Origin of the sequence: Trichocoleus sp. DQ-A3 (assembly GCF_039961975.1) — a bacterium.
Classification (GTDB): Bacteria; Cyanobacteriota; Cyanobacteriia; order Cyanobacteriales; family FACHB-T130; genus FACHB-T130.
In genome coordinates this window covers 1-19,856 of record NZ_JAMPKC010000023.1, presented here as the reverse complement: position 1 = coordinate 19,856, position 19,856 = coordinate 1, and the positions used below count along the sequence as shown (strand labels likewise).

At 46.9% G+C, this 19,856-nt stretch carries 16 protein-coding genes; 10 read left to right on the top strand and 6 right to left on the bottom strand.

The annotated features are described in order from the left end of the window. Positions 1 to 39: 39 nt before the first annotated feature. Complete coding sequence (locus NDI44_RS23100) at positions 40 to 1,755, bottom strand: NAD(P)H-quinone oxidoreductase subunit 4 (protein ID WP_190415827.1); 1,716 nt, start codon at positions 1,753 to 1,755, stop codon at positions 40 to 42. 283 nt (positions 1,756 to 2,038) lie between these two features. Between NDI44_RS23100 and NDI44_RS23095 the strand changes: the two genes are divergently transcribed. Further along, positions 2,039 to 2,857 (top strand): DUF1963 domain-containing protein, encoded by an 819-nt coding sequence (locus NDI44_RS23095; RefSeq protein WP_190415825.1) that lies wholly within the window; start codon positions 2,039 to 2,041, stop codon positions 2,855 to 2,857. Between the two features lie 429 nt (positions 2,858 to 3,286). Here NDI44_RS23095 and NDI44_RS23090 read toward each other — a convergent pair whose 3' ends face one another. Continuing rightward, positions 3,287 to 3,799: a DUF393 domain-containing protein gene (locus NDI44_RS23090; protein ID WP_190415823.1), complete on the bottom strand. Its 513-nt coding sequence runs from the start codon at positions 3,797 to 3,799 to the stop codon at positions 3,287 to 3,289. Positions 3,800 to 3,874: 75 nt separating this feature from the next. On the opposite strand from NDI44_RS23090, the gene NDI44_RS23085 reads away from it, so the two are divergent. Beyond that, positions 3,875 to 4,753 (top strand): DUF72 domain-containing protein, encoded by an 879-nt coding sequence (locus NDI44_RS23085; RefSeq protein ID WP_190415821.1) that lies wholly within the window; start codon positions 3,875 to 3,877, stop codon positions 4,751 to 4,753. 25 nt (positions 4,754 to 4,778) lie between these two features. On the opposite strand, the gene NDI44_RS23080 is transcribed toward NDI44_RS23085, so the two are convergent. The 3 genes from NDI44_RS23080 to NDI44_RS23070 all read right to left on the bottom strand — a co-directional run bounded on the left by NDI44_RS23080 (position 4,779) and on the right by NDI44_RS23070 (position 8,569). Continuing rightward, positions 4,779 to 5,171 carry a hypothetical protein gene (locus tag NDI44_RS23080; RefSeq protein ID WP_190415819.1) on the bottom strand — a complete coding sequence of 131 codons (393 nt, stop codon included), beginning with the start codon at positions 5,169 to 5,171 and terminating at the stop codon, positions 4,779 to 4,781. 11 nt (positions 5,172 to 5,182) lie between these two features. Then, a complete protein-coding gene (locus NDI44_RS23075) occupies positions 5,183 to 5,470 on the bottom strand; it encodes a Ycf66 family protein (protein WP_190415816.1) in 288 nt (95 codons plus the stop codon). A gap of 153 nt (positions 5,471 to 5,623) precedes the next feature. Beyond that, positions 5,624 to 8,569, bottom strand: a complete 2,946-nt coding sequence (locus NDI44_RS23070; protein WP_190415896.1) for a glycerol-3-phosphate acyltransferase — start codon at positions 8,567 to 8,569, stop codon at positions 5,624 to 5,626. Between the two features lie 160 nt (positions 8,570 to 8,729). Here NDI44_RS23070 and cofG point away from each other — a divergent pair, with 160 nt between their 5' ends. The 4 genes from cofG to NDI44_RS23050 all read left to right on the top strand — a co-directional run bounded on the left by cofG (position 8,730) and on the right by NDI44_RS23050 (position 13,940). Then, positions 8,730 to 9,707: a 7,8-didemethyl-8-hydroxy-5-deazariboflavin synthase subunit CofG gene (gene cofG / locus NDI44_RS23065; protein ID WP_190415815.1), complete on the top strand. Its 978-nt coding sequence runs from the start codon at positions 8,730 to 8,732 to the stop codon at positions 9,705 to 9,707. 836 nt (positions 9,708 to 10,543) lie between these two features. Next, positions 10,544 to 10,966 (top strand): tetratricopeptide repeat protein, encoded by a 423-nt coding sequence (locus NDI44_RS23060; RefSeq protein ID WP_190415813.1) that lies wholly within the window; start codon positions 10,544 to 10,546, stop codon positions 10,964 to 10,966. Between the two features lie 125 nt (positions 10,967 to 11,091). Beyond that, positions 11,092 to 12,780, top strand: a complete 1,689-nt coding sequence (gene hflX / locus NDI44_RS23055) for a GTPase HflX (RefSeq protein WP_190415895.1) — start codon at positions 11,092 to 11,094, stop codon at positions 12,778 to 12,780. A gap of 254 nt (positions 12,781 to 13,034) precedes the next feature. Then, entirely contained in the window at positions 13,035 to 13,940 is a 906-nt protein-coding gene (locus NDI44_RS23050; protein WP_190415811.1) for a cistern family PEP-CTERM protein, read from the top strand. 164 nt (positions 13,941 to 14,104) lie between these two features. On the opposite strand, the gene surE is transcribed toward NDI44_RS23050, so the two are convergent. Further along, the gene (gene surE, locus NDI44_RS23045) at positions 14,105 to 14,905 is read right to left on the bottom strand and encodes a 5'/3'-nucleotidase SurE (RefSeq protein WP_190415809.1); all 801 of its coding nucleotides are present in this window, start codon (positions 14,903 to 14,905) and stop codon (positions 14,105 to 14,107) included. Between the two features lie 152 nt (positions 14,906 to 15,057). Between surE and pheS the strand changes: the two genes are divergently transcribed. From pheS to NDI44_RS23025, 4 genes are all read left to right on the top strand, one after another. Further along, positions 15,058 to 16,053, top strand: a complete 996-nt coding sequence (gene pheS / locus NDI44_RS23040) for a phenylalanine--tRNA ligase subunit alpha (RefSeq protein ID WP_190415893.1) — start codon at positions 15,058 to 15,060, stop codon at positions 16,051 to 16,053. A 378-nt stretch (positions 16,054 to 16,431) separates the two neighbouring features. Further along, positions 16,432 to 17,481, top strand: coding sequence for a molybdopterin-dependent oxidoreductase (locus NDI44_RS23035; RefSeq protein WP_190415808.1), 1,050 nt, complete (start codon positions 16,432 to 16,434; stop codon positions 17,479 to 17,481). A gap of 67 nt (positions 17,482 to 17,548) precedes the next feature. After that, positions 17,549 to 18,031: a hypothetical protein gene (locus tag NDI44_RS23030; RefSeq protein ID WP_190415806.1), complete on the top strand. Its 483-nt coding sequence runs from the start codon at positions 17,549 to 17,551 to the stop codon at positions 18,029 to 18,031. Positions 18,032 to 18,181: 150 nt separating this feature from the next. After that, positions 18,182 to 19,636, top strand: coding sequence for an adenylate/guanylate cyclase domain-containing protein (locus tag NDI44_RS23025; protein ID WP_190415804.1), 1,455 nt, complete (start codon positions 18,182 to 18,184; stop codon positions 19,634 to 19,636). Positions 19,637 to 19,856: the final 220 nt, after the last annotated feature.

Sequence of the window (19,856 nt, the reverse complement as noted above, 5' to 3'; positions counted from 1 at the left end):
GATTTTGCCGGAGCGGCAAAATCAAACTTTAAATGACACTTACCTTGGATAACGCTCCACGATTCCCAAAACAGGCTTTACTTCCGACTCTGCAACCTTCGGAACTAAAAATCCTCCCGCATAAATCTGGGGATTCATGGCTGCAATTTGGGTATAAGATTGGCGAACCTGAGCATTCACTGCAACAGTTTTGACATCGTACATTTGCATACCCATATTCGGGTATACGCCAAGACCGATAATCAGCACCAGAAAGCAAGCAGCAATAAACACTTCACGAGGTCTGGCATCGATAAATGCTGCATCGATAGGTAAGCTACAGTTTGTACCAAAGCAAACCGGCTCCTGATTTCCCTGATTCTGCAAATCTGCATCCATAATGTCGCAGGTCGGTGCAATGTCGCAGGTCGGTACTTCACCAGAATTGTAAAATACCTGTCGCAGCATCGATAGCAGATAAATCGGCGTCAGGATAACACCCACGGCAGCTAGGAAGACAGTCACGGTGCGGAAAGTTGAGCTGTAGATATCGCTCGTTGTCACACCGACGAAAACCGACAGTTCGCTAGCAAAGCCGCTCATTCCCGGTAGAGCCACTGATGCCATCACACCCATTGTAAACAGGGCAAACACAGTGGGCATTGCCTGAGCAATCCCGCCCATTTCTTTCATCGACATGGTGTGAGTGCGATCGTAAGTCACCCCGGCTAAAAAGAATAGTAATGATGCAATCAAACCGTGAGAAATCATTTGCAGCATTGCGCCGTTGATTCCCAAGTCGGTGAAGGACGCAATCCCCAATAGGACAAATCCCATGTGAGAAACCGACGAATAGGCGAGGCGACGCTTCATATTCGTCTGGGCAAAGGAATTAAAGGCACCGTAGATAATATTGACAACACCCAGAATTGCTAAAACAGGTGCAAAGTAAACGTGTGCATCAGGCAGAAGCCCTAAATTGAGGCGAATCAACCCGTATCCGCCCATCTTCAGCAGGACGCCTGCGAGTACCATTGATACGGGAGAAGATGCCTCGCCGTGTGCATCCGGTAGCCAGGTGTGCAGGGGGAAAACAGCTAACTTGACACCAAAGGCAATGAGCAATCCTGCATACAGCAGCAGTTCTAAAGCCAGCGGGTAATCTTTTAAGCCGAGTTCGACCATATCGAAGGTCAGATTGTCGCCGTAGAATGCCATTGCCAAACCAGCAACCAGAATAAAGATGGAAGCGGCGGCGGTATATAGTAAGAACTTCATCGCGGCGTACTGACGCTTCTGACCACCCCAAATCGAGACGAGTAGGTAGACGGGAATTAGTTCGACTTCCCACATAATGAACAGCAGCAGCACGTCCTGGGCGACGAATACCCCTACCTGTGCCGAATACAGCACTAGCATCAGGAAATAGAAGAGGTGGGGTTTGAGATTGACTTGCCACGCTGCAAACATGGAGAGTGTCGTCACTAATCCTGCCAGAAGCACCAGCGGGGCTGAAACTCCATCGATGGAAACTGCCCAGTTCAAGCCTAAATGAGGCACCCAGGAATATTTCTCTACGAGCTGAAAAGTCGCGCTGCTTGGATCGTAATGCTTCCAAAAGACGTAGCACATCAATATAAAGTCTGCGATCCCCACGCCGAGTGCATACCAGCGCACTCGCGTGCCGTCTTTATCCGGCAGAAAAGGGATCAGCAGTGCAGCAACGAGTGGGAACAGGACAATCGCGCTAAGCCAAGGAAATTGATCCTCAATCATGGCAGTAGGAAAAAATACTTATTTCTGTATGTGATTATCTTATTAAACTTTGTAAACACTTAGTCATAAATCTTTCTTGCAGATCACTATAGACGGATCTCTAGGTACAGGCTGAGCGACTTGAGCCTATGGTATAGGGTGGCAGCAGATTCAACGCGATCGCTCTTTTCTCGTGGAGTCTAACTGGGAAGATGCAATCGCCTTCGCCCCATTTCTAATCCACAAAATGCTGCTTTTGTCAAGCGCATCCAAGAAGAATGGGAAGTGTGAAAAGAAATTCTAGATGGCGGAGAATTTGAAGAGTTTGAAGCAAATTTTAGGACGTTGTATGGAAGCACAAGAAATTCTAGATTGGTTGGCTCCCTGGCGGGATGCTCACAAGCATTCGGCATGGAAACCAATTGTAGAAGAGGGAGATGGGAGAGTCGATGATTCTAAGTTTTCTGGGATACCTTGGCTAGCTGAAAATGAACCCTACCCTAGCTGCGGGACTTGTCAGGCATTAATGCCGCTATTTTTGCAACTCGATCTCAATAAACTGCCAGAAGAACTATCAAGTCGATTTGGTAGCGGATTGCTGCAAATGTTTTACTGTACCGACTGCGACAGCTATATGCCGTTAGAAAATACCAAGCTAGTTCGCCTTGTACAGCCAACGGTTCATCCTCAATCTTTGCAAGGTGAAAACTATCCTTCGTTTCCGGCTAAGACGATTGTAGGATGGACGCAACTGGATGACTACCCTAGCCCTGAAGAGCATGACGAACTGGGACTAATTTTCAATTACGACTTTTCAGCTAATACAGTACGAATTGAGTGTCCGTTAGCGGGGTTAGCTACTGAAGATTTACCAATGGATTCTGCCCCTGAAGCTGAAGAGGTAACGACTGCCCTGCCTGGTGATAAACTGGCTGGCTATCCAGACTGGATTCAAGGTATAGAGTATCCTGAGTGTCCTCAATGTAACCGCAGAATGGAGCTTGTTTTCCAGATTGATTCTGAAGACAATCTACCCTATATGTTTGGCGATGTGGGTTGTGGACACATTACCCAATGCCCAGAACACAAAGAGGTATTAACCTTTGGGTGGGCTTGTTCGTGATTACTGAATACTGAGCCAATGAAGTTAGAATTATTTTTTGATAACTGTTGAGCAACGTGCCAAATGCGATCGCTTGGCTTAGCCGCTAGACAAGAAGTCTATTGATGTTAGGATTTAGCGCAAATTTTCAAAAAAGGTATTTAAGAATAAATGGTCTTGCTACTTGATAGAGCAGAGCCAGGATAAACGGGATAACGATTGGGAGAGCCACGATTAGTCCCCATTTGCCAAATCGAAGCTCTTGATTCTCGGATTTTAGGAGTGCAATCACTGCTGCGACTCCCATGAGTATCCAAATACAACCAAAGATAATGAAGAGAGTATATGCTGAGTCTTGCATTTTTTCCCTACTAGCGAAAGTAGTCTAGTTTTAGGTTAGCTTGACCTATTTGTGCCGTTAACTTCCTTTAGTTGGGTTATTCTGATTGACTAAAGTTGGTTATCGTCATTTAGCCGACAGCGCCCCTGCATCTCGCATTCAATGCGCTTCTGGCGCTTGCTAACAATCGTGGCTAAATTGGGTCGTCCAGTGAGTGCAAGACGCCAATCAGCCCAAATTTCATAGAGCATATCCGCAATAGAACCGATAATCGGCAATTTAGTCACCGCATAGATCCACCCCATCCCCAGAATCTCATAGACGCGGCGGAAGACTTCCACATTCTTGACGACCGTGCCATCAGGAAGCACGGCATGAATTCGCCCCATCGCCGTTTCAAAATCAACACCGCCATGCGCTTCTGGGGTATAGCGATCGCTTGCAATGTCCACAAACGCTACCAAACCTCGACCCGCATCCCGTCTCCTCAAAAAATTGACTTCTCGCACGCACAAGGGACATTCACCGTCATACAGCAACTCTATTTGCCATGATGGTGAAGAAGACTGAGGTGGAGTAGAAACTTCAAGCGATTCGGGGAACGGAGTCTTAGAAGAGGACATAGGTGGTTCTCAATTAACGGATTCCTCACATGAGGAGAACAAGCACACCTTAATATTGTAAAGAAACTTAAAGATATGAGCTTTCTTCTGGGATGTGCAGTTTGGGGTTATAAAGGCTGGATCGGCGACCTTTTTCCGGCTGGAAGTCGTTCTAAAGATTTTCTGCGCTTATACAGTCAGCGTTTCACGACCGTTGAAGGAAATACGACTTTCTATGCTGTACCTGACGCCGATACCGTAGCGCGTTGGGCACAAGAAACACCAGCAGGGTTTAAATTTTGCCTGAAGTTGCCTCGGACTGTGACGCACAATCGCTTGCTACAACCGTCGATTCCAGAGGCATTAAAGTTTTTAGAACAGATGCAAGGTTTAGGCGTTGGTGCAGCATCTTCAGAGGAGAGTCGCCTTGGCCCCATTTTTGCCCAATTGCCTCCTAACTATCCCCCGGCATATTTGGATGACTTAACCGCTTTTTTGGAAGCATGGCCTCGCAATGAAGCGCCTTTAGCGCTGGAAGTTCGTCATTCCGACTGGTTCAAAGAACCCCACAGCAGCCATCTGACGGCGCTTTTACAGCAGTTGGGTGTGGGACGGGTACTGCTGGATACTCGCCCGGTTTACACGGCATCGGCGAATCCTCAAGAGTATCCAGAATCGCGAAAACCCAACGTGCCTGTGCAACCGATTGTCACCGCTTCCTTTAGCTTAATCCGGTTTATCAGCCATCCAGAGCTGTCGGTGAATCAGCCTTTTATGGAAGAGTGGGTGAGTTTGCTAGATGGGTGGTTGCGTCAGGGGACAAAGATTTACTTCTTTGTCCATTGTCCTCTAGAAGAGCGATCGCCCGGAAATGCCCGTCACTTTCAGCAGTTGCTGGAACAACATAACGCACCCGTTCCACCCCTTCCCTGGAATGCGATTGAGTCGCCACCTACCCAGCTAAGTCTCTTTTGAAAGTGTTGTTTTGAAAGAATTATATCTACCGATTCCTCGGTCTAACGATTGGAACTTGTTTAGGAGGAACAATGGTTACATCGGTCGAACGAACTCTAGAAGCAGTAAGCTTCTGATAAAATAACCCTGCTGATTGCGGAGTCGGAAATGGGCCAACTTGGATGCCATCGACTCGATTATTCGTGTCTCTCCAGTAACAAGAGCGAACTTGGATACTTGGGTATTCTCTAGTTATCCGTTGCAGAACAGTTCGATTAGAATTTTTAACTCGAACTAACCATTTTCCGGCAAAAGAAGGACAGTTTGTTGCATTTGCTTGAGCGCTAGCAAAGCGGTGTTGGTCTAAGCACAATGTTTGGATGCCAGAAAACGAAAAACCCAGGACGATGGCTAGAGTGAATTTGGCGCGATTGTTCATAAAAGATGAATTTACCCTCTAGAAGTTAAAGAACGGCGGAATATATCTTTGGCAATCAAATACATACTGGAAACGGTTAGTAGAATTTGACCAAACTGTAAAATTGGATCGAGTCGCCATCCCTGAAAAAACAGAATCAACCCGCACAGTAAATAAACTGAAGCCAGAACACTATCTTGAATTAGATTTTCAACCCGAAAAGGTCTGCGAAGCAATATTCCTAAAGATATAAGGAATAGGCCAAACAGTGTCAGTACAATCCCAAGAATGCTGGCTGAGTTGATACCGAAGTTAACCATAGTAGTCCTATTTGATTGGCGATTAAAACTTTTCTAACGAACCGCGAAGACGCAAAGAGCGCGAAGGAAAGAAAAAAAGAGAGAGTTTAGAAATGATTTAGAATTGCTATATTTTTGTCATCAATAAATTTTCATGACTATTGTTTTTATAATCTACAAAATTTCCACCGTTCCCTGCTGACCATCAATTCGTACTCGCTGACCATCTTGTAATAACTGAGTGGCATTGTGGATGTCCATCACCGCTGGGATGCCATACTCGCGGGCAACAATCGCACCGTGAGAAAGACGCCCTCCCACTTCTGCAATTAACCCACCCACGCGAGACAGCAGCGCCGCCCAACCAGAATCCGTGTAAGGCACGACTAAAATCGTGTCGCGGTCAATATCTGGAATTGCTTGTAAACTGCGGAGAACTTTGACTTTCCCTTCTACTTGCCCTGGACTGGCACCAATGCCTTGCAATTGCTTTTGACTGATTTGCCGGTTGGCGGTGTTGAAATATGTAGAAGGTGGCGCATTACCGTAGACTAAAGGCGACGCACTCGCCATCTGACTATCTTGTTCCAGTTGAGATCGCCTTTGTTTCACTAACTGTGGTACTCGGTCAATTAATTGTTGGTCAGATTGTTGAATGATTTGCCTAATTTCGTGAAATTCTAAGAAGAAAATATCTCCTGACTGAGATAGTAAACCTGAGTTCAACCAAAGCTTTTCTAACGCTACAAAATTCCAACGCACTTCTGCCAATAAGCGACTATAGATATCTGTCACCTTACCCTTCAAATTGAGCCGTCGCTGCACCAACTCAACTTTCCTTCCCCGATTTTCTTTGTGTTCTCTGCGCTTGGAGTGTTCTATTTCCCCAAAAAACTGCGTCAGCAATTCCCGAACCGCATGAGGATCTTCCTTCCAAGTGGGAACCGCAATATCTGTTGCTACATCGCTCAAGTATCCATAACGGTCAAGCCATCGCTCGAACTGTTCTAGAATACTTTGCCCATCTGGCATTTCAGCCAGCATAGTAAATAAAGAGGATGAATTTTCAGGTGATAGTAGCGAATGAGGAAGTAACTTCCGAGCATCCAGTGCGATATCTTCGAGCGATCGCAATGAAGCAACTTCCGGAGTTTGGCTGTTATCTAATTGTGAATCCTTTATCTTTAATAACGCTTGCCGCAACGCAAAGCTCAAGGGAGCGAGAATACTGTAATACGTCGCCCGTTTCAGCACTTCTAGCAAAGTATCTATCCGTTCCAGCAGCGCCGCAGGTTGACTGGTAGAGACAAGAGCGATCGCGTCTGACTTTTGAGTGGAAGCATCCAGTCCCGCATCTAAATAAGCAGATTGCCGTTCCAAGATGGGGATGAATAAGCGCCGTTCATCCCGCGCAAAATCCTTTTCTAAACTCAATTCGCGCCCCAATAATCGCAGTAACCCCGGCACATTTCGCAGCGTAGAAGCCAGAGGAGGTTTTGAGAACTTAGCACCTCTGGTTAAAAACTCTAAACTTTCCGGAGGTAAACCCATACGACGGAAAGTTTGTCCTAACAAGGTTGCATTAAAGTAGGCGCGAGAGGCGTGCAACGTCGCCATTTCATTAAAATCTAACCCAGCGGCTTCTTTGCCCAAAACTAAAGTAAAAATTTCTCCCCAAACACCGCAAGTCAGAGGACGATTAATCGACCACGTCAGCGGACGAATTAACCCCGGAATCACCTCAGCAGCAATCTTGCGCGTCCAGATGGGTTGCAGTGTGGTAATCGCCCGCGATTGCAACAACCACAGGGTTTGCCCGTCGTAACTCCATTCAACATCTTGGGGAATGCCGTGATACTGACTTTCTAACTGCCGCGCTAAGTAAGCGACTTGCTGAATCAACGCCGGAGGGACATCGCCGCTACCTTCCACGGGTAAAGACGCGACATCCTGCGCCTGGAGATCGTCCACAAACACCCGATATTGCTCTGGCGTCACTTGTCCGGATACAATCCGCACCGCGTCTCCCGGTAATGCCTCAATCACGACTGCATTACCTTGCTGGGCAATCGGATCTCGGCTAAAAGCAACGCCTGAAAAGACTCCCCGGACTTGTGTTTGAATCAACACCGACATCGAAGCTTCTGGGAGATTGCGATCGCGCCGATAAGTCTTTGCCGCCGGGTTATCGTAAGAAGCAAGAACGCGAGTAATCGCCTCCTCCAACGCTTCTGCACTCGTAACATTCAAAATCGTCGCGTATTGTCCCGCCGCCGAAGACTGTTCCGAATCTTCCCCCACAGCAGAAGAACGCACCGCGAGGGGTTGTTGTTCGGAAGCTTGGAGAAACTCAATCATCATCCCTGGATCGTCTCCAGGCGTCAGCACCCAGCCCATCGGCACCGGATAACCCCAGCGTTTGAGCTGAGATAACGTTGCGGCTTTTTGTCCAACCTTGCTGGCTTCTAGCGCTTGATTGAGAGAAACAATCGCTTTATCACCTCGGAAAAAACGAAACACAGCTTTATTCCCAGTTTGTGCTTGTTCGGATGGAAGGTCTAAATCATCGGGGATTTTCTGATAAATCCAGGCGATGATCCCACTGAGAGCGATCGCGGCGACAACTTGCGCTGTTGAGTGATTGGGCAATAGCGCCATGAATACGGGCAACAAAATTAAAACCAAAATGCGCCCCTGTTTCCTCTCCCGCACCAGTGTAAAACTAACTCCCCCAATTACAAATACTAAGACTGCCACCAACGGAGCATGAACGACCATACCCCAAACAACATTGGTGGTGCCAGCACCCCGCCCCATCCAATAACGCCCCAGCACCAGCGCAATCAGCGCGATTAACTCCCATTCGGGGTTCGTCGAAAAGAAACTACGCGCCAATAAAACGGCAGCAATCCCCTTAGAAGCTTCCGACAGCACCGCCAAAATACCCGCAAGCCTTCCCCCGTGGTAAAAAGCAGCAGAGACGGACACATTGCCCGTGCCGAGTCTTGCCAGTCGCCGCCCAGTGAGGGCGCGAACAATCCAAGCAATGAGAGGCAATCCGCCCAAGAGAGGACAGACAATAAAAATGAGGAGAGCGCCCCAAACTTGAGTCAGAGTCATGGCTGGGAGTAGCAGTACCAACACATGAATTGTAGTAATGTTTCTCAACGCAAAGAGTAACAGAAGTTCACAAAGTTGTAGAAATGCCCATTTATCGCGTCTCTCCTTTGCGCCCCTTTGCGCTTACCTTTGCGTACCTTTGCGTTAAAAATCTAAATTTATGTCATCTTCCCGAATTGTCACTTACAGCCCCGCTTACACAGTTGTGCCCACCTACGAGTGTTTTAATCGCTGTAGTTACTGCAACTTTCGCACCGATCCTGGTAAAAGTCCTTGGCTCACCCTATCAGAGGCTGAGAGAATCTTGCGATCGCTTGCCTCTCAAAACGTCTGCGAAATCCTCATCCTCAGCGGCGAAGTGCATCCCCATTCCTCACGCCGTCAGGCATGGTTTCAGCACATTTATGACCTTTGCGAACTAGCCCTATCAATGGGATTTCTCCCCCACACCAATGCAGGGCCATTGAGTTTTGAGGAAATGCAAAAGCTGAAGGAGGTTAATGTTTCGATGGGGCTAATGTTAGAACAGCTAACACCGCAGCTATTGCAAACCGTTCACAAACACGCTCCCAGCAAAGTCCCAGAATTACGTTTGCAACAGTTAGAGTGGGCAGGAGAATTGCGGATTCCCTTTACAACCGGATTGCTCTTAGGAATTGGAGAAACCGAGCAAGATTGGTGGGAAACACTGGAAGCGATCGCGCTTCTCCACCAACGCTACAATCACATTCAAGAAGTCATCCTCCAACCCCACAGTCCCGGCACTCAACAAACCTTTGACGCCCCACCTTTTGACCCCCATCAGTTACCAGAAGTCATTGCCAAAGCCCGTCAAATTCTCCCCCCAGACATTACTATCCAAATCCCCCCCAATTTAGTTCCAGATTCGAGTTGGTTACTCGCCTGTGTAGAAGCTGGCGCGAGAGATTTAGGAGGGATTGGCCCAAAAGATGAAGTAAATCCGGATTATCCTCATCCTCAGTATCATCAATTAAAAGAAATTTTAGAACCTGCGGGTTGGGAATTAGCGCCGCGATTGCCCGTTTATCCTCAGTATGATGATTGGTTATCAGATAGGTTGCAAAGTGCCGTCAATCAATGGCGGAGTGCTACGTTCTTAGAAGAGAGCATTAAATAGAAGTGATCGCGTCCTCACTCACCCTAAAGCGCGATCGCGCACTCTATCTATGCATGGATAACATCCAAAATTTATCTTTAGATAATTATTTTACATCGTTAAACAATGGTAATTCTAAAAAATATATAATCTAATGCAGTATTTAGTCGGCTTACTAGTTTTTTCAAGTATCGCTTACTTTTTAATCGTAGATACAACTATTTTTTATAATGATCTAAAAATAAATAGTAACCGAAATCAATTACTAGTAGATTTTGGGAGGCTTTTGATTTTAGCAGCAATGGCAGGAATTGGATATAAGGTTGCTTCAGAAACTTTTCAACAACCGAATGATTCGATAATCTTTCTAACCAGAGGCATAATCATAGCTTTTATAATACGTTTAGTTCGTTCAATCAGCTAGCTCTTTGGCTCCATCAGTAGATTGAATAACAAAATTAATGGTTGAATTAGCCAGTAAATATAGCACTTATCGCTTGAGTCAAGTACACTCAGGCCTAACCCCCAACCGACTTCCCGGAATCGGGAAGAAGGCTAAATTTCAAAGCCTCTCTCCTTGTAGGAGAGAGGTTTGGAGAGAGGTCATGCAGCGTAGCTCAGTTGCTTAGAAAGCATATAAAGTGCCATCAAAAGTTTTGATTTTCTAAGTTGGGCTAATGGCAAACGAGTCACTGGTGAAAGGTAGATAAGTGTAATGTGCGACGCAAAACGCTGTGTGTCGCATTCCCACTCACCGCAAAGTGCGATCGCTCCCATTCATCCCCTCGACGACTAACCGCATTTTTGTACAATAGATTCACTCATTCAGAAGCTAAGTTTCTAGAGTAAAAATACCTATGCGTAGATTAGGGCGCTACGAGCAAGCGATCGCTAGTATCGATCAAGCACTGGGAGTTGACTCCAGCGACCACAAAATCTGGTACAACCGAGGCGAAGCGCTAGCGAACTTAGGTCGCTATCAAGAAGCACTGGTCTGCTTCGAGCGAACTGTAGAAATTGCACCATCAGACCACGCTGCTTGGGTATTTCGAGGCGTTGTGCTAATTCACTTAAACCGCTATGAAGAAGCCCTCTCTAGCTGCGACAAGGCGCTAGAAATTGCACCAGAAGATAAAGAAGCTTGGACATTCCGAGGTGCAGCGCTGCATGGGTTGGGACGCTATAAAGAAACTTACGCTAGCTACGACAAAGCTTTGGGAAACCCAAAGACACCACTATGGCGAAAACTTATTCAGAAATGGGTAATGGGTAATCGGTAATGGGTAATTGTCCATTCGTAATTGCCGCTTTCCAGAGTCCCTTTGCCCGCTCCTTTTCATCAGGGATGAAGTCGGTAAAATAGAGTTATCGAATTCAGGAGCCAGTTTACTGGCATAAAACCCCTATCGAGACTATCTACGGCAATCTTCAAGGTCTTAAGTCCAGCCATCTGAAGCAGCTACAGCGACTGTATCATCAGCGGCTACCGGGCGATTGTCTGACAACGCCAGAATTTGCCCAGAGGCTGGCAGCAATCAGCACGGAAATTAACCAGCCAATGTGCGCCTACATCAATCGCCGGGGACAGGTGATTCGGGTAGGAGTGGGAACCCCCAGGCAAACGCAGATTCCCCCTCTAGAATTACCTCGCTACGGTGCAGAACGACTGAGCGGCATTCGCTGCATCGCCACCCAGTTAAAGCCAGAAGCACCTAATGAAGCCGCCTTAACTGCAATGGCAATGCAACGTCTGGATGCGCTAGTGGTGATATCCCTCACTGGGACAGGTTTTGAGCGTCGTGGCGGCGGAGCTACAGGTTATATTAAAGAAACTTATATTGCTCACCTAGTTCCTCACCCCGAAACTCCCTGGAGTTTGTCGCCGCCGATGAGCCTAGATGTGCTGGCGAACCAGGACTTTCTGGAACTGGTCGATGGACTAGAAGCCGAGTTCCAACGGGAATTTGTTGCTCGGCAAGTAGACATCGACCACGACCGGGTGCTGCTGGTCGGGTTGATGACGGGTGACAGGACGCCTCAGCAGTTCCAAGACGGATTGCAAGAATTAGCGCGGTTAGTGGATACGGCTGGCGGACAAGTATTGGAGACAATGCAGCAGAAGCGCCCCCGTCCCCATCCTCAGACAGTCGTGGGTGAAGGAAAAGTACAAGAAATTGCCCTCACCGCCCAGACTCTCGGAGTGAACCTAATCGTCTTTGACCGCGACCTTTCACCCGCACAAGTCCGCAACCTGGAAGTGCAAACTGGCATCCGGGTGGTAGACCGCACTGAGGTGATTTTGGATATCTTTGCCCAACGCGCCCAATCCGGTGCTGGTAAGTTGCAGGTAGAACTGGCTCAGTTGGAATATATGCTGCCCCGCCTGACAGGTCGAGGTCAAGCGATGTCCCGACTAGGCGGCGGTATTGGCACTAGAGGGCCAGGGGAAACAAAATTGGAAACCGAACGCCGTGCGATCGCGCGCCGCATTGCCCGACTGCAACAGGAAGTGAACCAGCTGCAAGCACACCGTTCGCGGCTGCGACTTTCGCGGCAACATCAGGAAGTTCCTTCTCTGGCTTTAGTTGGCTATACGAATGCTGGGAAGTCAACCCTATTGAATGTACTGACAAATGCCGAAGTTTACACGGCTGACCAACTATTTGCGACTCTCGACCCCACCACGCGACGCTTAACGATTCCTGACGCTGTGACGGCTGAACCTCAGCAGATTGTGCTGACAGATACGGTGGGATTTATTCACGAGTTGCCGCCTTCTTTGGTAGATGCCTTTCGCGCCACTTTAGAAGAAGTGACGGAAGCTGACGCGCTGCTTCATGTCGTGGATTTATCTCATCCGGCGTGGCAAAGTCAGATTCGTTCTGTGATGAGTATCTTGTCGGAAATGCCTATAACACCCGGCCCAGTGCTGGTTGTGTTTAATAAAATCGACGAAGTTGATGGCGATACGTTGGTTCTGGCACAGGAAGAATTTCCGCAAGCGGTGTTTATTTCAGCGAGTCAGCGCCTTGGCTTAGAAACCTTGCGTCAGCGCATGAGTCAACTGGTTCAGTATGCAGTTGCACAGGAGTAAATCACTTAAAAATAACTTCTCCGAAAAGTGAAAACTTACGTAATTCTCCGTTAGCTCTGTTTTCTAGCGGAGAATTACATATTTTCTTTTTGAAGTTTTGATAAAGCAAGCCCCTATATTCTTAAAGAGTCAGTAAAAACCACTACCGTACTCTAGACACTATCTACCGAAATCACTTACACATATATTTACACACCATAAAAATGTCTACGGCTAGTTAGATAAATCAGGCAAAAATACAGGAAGTCAATATAATGGCAAAAATCCTCTCAAAACTAAATATCGGATTACCTGTTTTATCTGCTGTTGGTAGCCGTTCTGTTTCGATTTTCGCTTCGGTTGTAGTTGCCGCAGGAATTGCCACCGCATCTTCTACCTTCTCCCCTGCTAGCGCCTTCACAATCACTACAAAGACAGGAGCCGATAGTACAGCGGGAAATCCAGCCGGTCAACAACTGTACGATGTTGGTATTACTAAAAATGACATTGGTAATTCCTTTTTAGTTGACTGGTTCCTCGCCAGCGGTACTAAAAACACGGATGGTAAAAGCACTCCGGTAGATTTAAGCGCTACAGGTATCTTTAAGGTGCTTGACTTCACGCAAAATCTGCTATCTTTGGAAGTCAAAATCACTAATACAACCTCTGCTAATTTCCAGGCAGCGATACTCAGTACTGGGTTTAGCGTAACTCCTGATGCAACTTCTGTGTCATTGATTAAACCAGGAAGCGTTTTTGACAATGCTGAGGTTCAAAAGGCTGAGGTTCAAACTGTTAAGCCCAATAAATCTGGTAAGTCTGGTAAGCCGCCTGATAATTCTAGTAATCAGCAGTTTCCTGGGGGCTTTAAAGACATTGATGTTTGCATCTACGCAGCAAATGGTTGCAATGGTGGCGATGTTAAAAATGGTCTACAATCAGGCGGTAAGTCTGATACGATTAAGGTCAACATTACCGGAAATTTTGGCGTAAATTACGCTGCTACTTTAGATTCTTTTCCCATCAAGTTTCAAACTCAGGATGGAAGTTACGAGCTAGCTGGCAAGCCCAAGCCTAAGCCACCAAAGCCTGTGCCTGAGCCTGGTACAGCAATGGCTTTAGGATTGGTTGCTGCTGGTGCTGCTAGAGCGTTAAAGCGGAAAAATGTAGTGCAGCCATAATTCGCTTTTTGTTGAAGATTGAGGATTCCTTAATCTTCATATATACACTCGGAACCTCACCCCCAACCCCTCTCCGTTCACGGAGAGGGGAGAATATTGAACCCAGTGGTGTTTACGGGAGGGCAGGGATAGGGTTAAACCGTACTCTATTCAATAGAGAATGGCTATAAATGGAAATTTAATCCCCACTCCTGCAAGCTATTAATCCCCGCGGCATAGGTCAGGTTGTATTGCAAAGGTGTCACGGTGATGTAATTTTTGCGAATCGCCTGAACATCCGTTTCTATATGACTGGGTAACAGGGGATTTTCTGGTTGTTCTACCTCCTCCAAAGCCTCACCTGCTAACCAATAATAAGTTTTGCCACGAGGATCTACTCGCTTTTGAAAGATATCAAAATAGCGACGAATTCCTTGGCGAGTCAGAGCAACACCAGCAATCTCTTCCCACTTCACAGGCGGCACATTGACGTTGAGCAACATTGCCTCTGGTAGCGGCTGCTTCGATAACTGAGAAAGCAGAATTGTGGCAAACCGGGCAGCGGGTTGAAATTCTCTTAAAGTGTAACTGGTCAGGCTAAAAGCAATGCTGGGAATTCCTTCAATCACGCCTTCCATCGCCGCCGAAACTGTGCCGGAGTAGAGAATATCGGTGCCGAGATTAGAACCGTGGTTAATGCCAGAAAGGACAAAATCCGGAGGGGCATCGAGCAAAGCACCTAGCGCCAGTTTCACGCAGTCGGAGGGGGTTCCCGAACAAGACCAAGCTTTAACTGTGGGATGAAAAATCGAGTCAACGACTTCGGCGCGAATGGGGTCGTGGAGGGTAAGACCGTGACCAGTGGCTGACCGTTCTCGGTCGGGACAAACTACGGTGACATCGTGACCGGCTTCTGCGAGAGCATTGGCGAGGGTGCGAATGCCCAGAGCGAAGATGCCATCATCGTTGCTGATTAGCAATTTCATCAATTCAATCAAGGGGTGCTATCGAGGAGTTCACTCTATTGTGGATGAATTTGCATCGCAGTCTGTAGCAGCTTGTGGCAGATGGATGAGTCAAAATCACGCTAAACTCAAGCTTACTGCCACTAAAAATGACCCTCTCTAAAATGACCACGATGCTCAACGAGCTTGAGGCTCAATTAGCCGCGCTCAAACAGGAAGCAACTCAAGCGATCGCTGCCGCCGATACCCTGGAACGCCTAGAGGAACTCAGAGTCGGCTATCTGGGCAAGAAAGGGCAGCTCTCGAAGGTACTAGGGGGTTTAGGCAAGTTAGACGCAAGCGATCGCCCCCGCATTGGCGCTTTAGCAAACGAAGTTAAAGAAGCGCTACAACAAGACTTGGATCGCAAGCGGACAAACTTACAGGAAGCACAGATCCAAGCAAAGCTGGAGTCAGAAACCCTGGATGTCACGATGCCGGGAGTTTATCGTCCCCTCGGTCGCAAGCACCCCCTCAACAGCACGATCGACCGGGTTGTAGATATCTTTGTCGGACTCGGCTACACGGTCGCCAACGGCCCGGAAATGGAGACAGACTACTACAACTTCGAGGCGCTGAACACTCCCGCCGACCACCCCGCCCGCGATATGCAGGATACTTTCTACCTGCCGGATGGTAATCTGCTGCGGACTCATACTTCTTCGGTGCAGATTCGCTACATGGAAGAAAATGAGCCGCCGATTCGGATTGTTGCACCCGGACGCTGTTACCGTCGGGATACCGTCGATGCGACCCATTCGGCAGTCTTCCATCAGATCGAAATTTTGGCAGTAGATGAAGGACTGACTTTCACTGACCTCAAGGGCACGATTAAAGTGTTTTTGGAGGAGATGTTCGGCGCAGAGTTGCCAATTCGCTTCCGGACGAGTTATTTCCCCTTCACTGAGCCTTCTGCGGAAGTGGATGTGCAGTGGCAAGGGAGATGGCTAGAAGTGATGGGCTGCGGGATGGTCGATCCCAATGTTCTCAAGAAAGTAGGTTACGACCCAGAAGTTTATACTGGCTTTGCTGCTGGCTTTGGTGCTGAGCGCTTTGCGATGGTACTGCATCAAATTGATGATGTGCGCCGGATGTACAGCAGCGATTTGCGCTTTTTGCGGCAGTTTTAAGTAGAGGGAACCTCACTCTCAACCCTTCTCCGCAGGCGGAGAGGGGGCTATTTCCTTGGGTGATATGGGGTGCTATTTTTTCGCCTCCCTAAAGAGCAGGTAGGGGTTGGAGGTGATGCTTCCGGTCATACCGCATCCTAAGGTTCAATACTCCCTCCCATCAATATTCTCCCCTCTCCGTGGAGGTCGAGGGGCTGGGGTGAGGTTCCGAGTGTATATATTTCACTAAGAGTGAGAACCCCCGGATAAGTTTTAGAGATTTTCCCGACCTAATATTTTCCCGGATGAAGGGATCTAACTGTGTTAAAAAGAATTAAGTCGCTGCACCTGTAAGAGCGATCGCTAATCAGCCAAGTATCGAAAGAAGTATTCTTTTAAATGCGGTTGAATCCAAACCTAGGGAAAAATTTGGCTTTAGTGCCGCTAGCGATCGCGAGTATCTTTTGTGGAGCTTGTACAGATCAGCCAACAGACAAGCAACTGGAAACATGGCGAACGGAAGCGATCGCTCTCAATGCCCAGAAGGTAAAAGCCAATTCCCAAGAGCCACAGGAAACTGAATGGAATCTAGAGATTGGGGGGCAAATTGCTCAGAGGGAATCTGTGCAATTGAATTGGCAACAGCTACAAGCATTGGCAACCGAGCGTGTAAAAACCACAGATCCGAATTTTGTACTCAACCCAAAAGAGATTTTTGACTTTCACGGCATTCGTGTCTCTAGCCTCTTAAAACAGTTAGCGATCGCCTCCGATGTCAGGGATGTTACCTTTGTCTGCTTTGATGGCTACCAAGTGACAATTGCCGTCAAGGATTTGCTTGCCTACCCGATTACATTAGCGATCGCCAGAAATGGCAAACCAATTCCTCGCGCTCAAGGCGGCCCAATTTATTTAATATTTCCGTATAGACGATACCCAGAATTGAAACAGAAGTATAACGAATTATCTTGGGCATTTTACGTTAGCCACATGATAATTGGTACTGAACCCGTAAGATTACGTGTAGGAAAGCGCGAACTAGATTTAGCGACTCTTGACAAACTGCCCCAAGTCACAATTTCGGACAATGTTGGGTATAGAATGGGCTGGCCTACTGGCAAAGTCAAACTTCACGGAGTGCGCGTGCGCGATGTTTTAGCCTTCGCGGGTGTTCAGTTGCCCGTTAATGGCGAAATTGTGGTTCAAGGGAAGGCACCCATTTCCCGTGACCCCTCTAATCCAGTCCGCTTGGCAGCCGCCGACCTGCGCGACTGCGACATTTTGCTGGCAACTAGATGGGGCGATAACCAAGAATCTATCCCCGCAAAAATGGGTGGCCCATTGACACTCGCTTTTGGTTCTAAGTGTCAAGATAGGGAAGAGAAATCTTTCTCTTTGAGCAAACAGAGATGGGTGACATTCGTGGTTGAAATTTTGTCCAATTTTTGATAGAAATTAATACACAACTATCACAACCAAATTTCCAGAAGATATCAACTGTTTTTAAGGATTTTATATGAGCAAACCATTAGATGAAACTCTTTCAACAGAACTGTCTAAACGCATTAAAAGCAAAGCGAAAACTCCTTTTGATAATGCCTATAAAGCAGCCTTGTTAACTGAAGGGTGTATGTATGTTCAAGGTTTTTTAGTTTGGGATGACCAGCCATACAAACCAATTGAGCATGGTTGGCTGGAGCTGGATAATTGTATTGTCGATCCAACTCTGCCACATTTCAATAAAAATCCTCAAGAACTCTACTACTTTCCGGCACAACGTTTAACCATAAAAAAACTGATTGCAGCGGTAGAAGAAGCTCAGGAAGATTATCCAGAAGATGACGCACTACCTGTTTATGATGCTTTACCGCATGAGTATTACGGCAATGTGATGATGGGTGGGAAAAACTATTCGGAGGCATATAACGAGGCTCAAGCTAAGTGCAAAGAGTTGAATAAACCCAAAAAGAAGACTAACTTAGAGAGCGAACCTACTTGAGTCTAGAAAGAATAACTTATTAACAGTCATCAGACACCAAGAATATCAGTGTCTCAAACCGACCTACCAATTTTAAAACTTAAACCGGATGCTAGATGACGCTAGTGGGATGTAATAAAAATGAGAATCACGAGCGAGCGATAAAGCACCATGAAAGTGTTTGCTTTCCACTCAATCCGCACCCAGATTATGACTGCGACAACGCTGTTGATAGTCACGCTAGTTGGCTCAATCGTTTGGGTTTGGGCAGAGACCGAGAGTAACCTCTACCGCCAGCAGCAGAAGAGTCAAGCAAAGTCCTTAGTCAAGCTATCAGCTTATGCCTTAGCGAACGAACTTTCTGAAGATAACTGGAGTCAAATCCGCGTGGATCTGGATTTGCTGATGAAAGAAAATCAGGATTTCCTATACATTCTCGTCTCTGACGTTCGGAAAAAAAATCAGATCCTCGCGTCGTCTCCTAGCGATTTCCAAAACCAGTACATTCCAGATATTGTGCCAGTAAAAGTGACGAATGCCGCCCTAGATTTATCGCAAAAGTCTTCTGCTGTAGAAACATTTGCTTTGCGGGATATCAAGTTTTTGGAGAGCATACGCGCGAAGCGTGGCGAACGAATTATAGAGGTAAGTTCGGATGTCCAAATGGTATCTGGTGAAAAAATCGGCACGTTGCGGATTGGGATGTCGCTACGACAAATTAACCGCGCTGTTGTCTATGCGGTAAATCAGGCGTTACTGGTGGGTACGGTGGGACTTTTCGTTGGTTTAGTGTATGCGTATATTTTGGCAAAGCGGTTGAGCGATCCAGTGCAGCGTTTGCAGGTAAGTGCTGCCAGAATTGCTGCTGGGGATTTGCATCATCGTGCGGAAATTAACTTGTCTGATGAAATTGGTGCTTTAGCAAAGTCTTTTAACGAGATGTCAGTCGCATTGCAGACATCGTTTAGTAAGTTACAGAAAACTTTGAAATCGTTTGAACATTTCGTACCGGACAAATTTCTTGCAGTTATTGCACCAGAGGGAATTGAAAACATTCAGGTGGGTGTATCGGCAACGCGAACGATGACGATTTTGTTTTGCGATATCCGAGGTTACAGCTCAATGGCGGAACAAATGACGCCACAGCAAACATTTTCGTTTTTGAATGATTTCTTGGAATGCATGGGATTGCCGATTGAAGAGAGTGGTGGCTTTATTGACAAATATATTGGCGATGCAATCATGGCATTGTTCGATGATGAAGGAACTGATTCCGCTGTGCGTGCAGCAATTTTGATGCAACAGACGCTTTCCCGCTTCAATGAGGCGCGGATGCAAAAAGGTTTACCAGCGATCGCTATCGGTATTGGTATCCATCGCGGTGAGGTAGTGATGGGTACTGTGGGATTTACTTCCCGTATTGACTCTACAGTGGTTGGCGATTCAGTGAATCTAGCTTCTCGCCTTGAGGGTTTAACGAAGCAATATAACTGTAATATTTTGGTAACAGAGTCAGTAATGAATAGTTTGTATTATCCCGAATCGTTCTCCTTGGAATTAGTAGATAAATCGGTAAAGGTGAAGGGGAAAGACGAAGCGATCGCTATTTACGAAGTCAAGATATAAATGATTTAAAATTAATCCTTTTATAATTAAGCTTTTAAGAACGAAAAACAACGCCAGCAGTTCAGAACCCGGACTTCTTAAAGAAGTCCGGGTTCTCGGTTGTACAAGTTATCGCTCTTTTGTCACTTTAGGGAGAGGATAATAGGCTAAAACGGGTTCAAAGCCAGAATTTACCTATGACAGAACCACGTCCAGCCCAAGCCACCGTGAAATTTGTGGA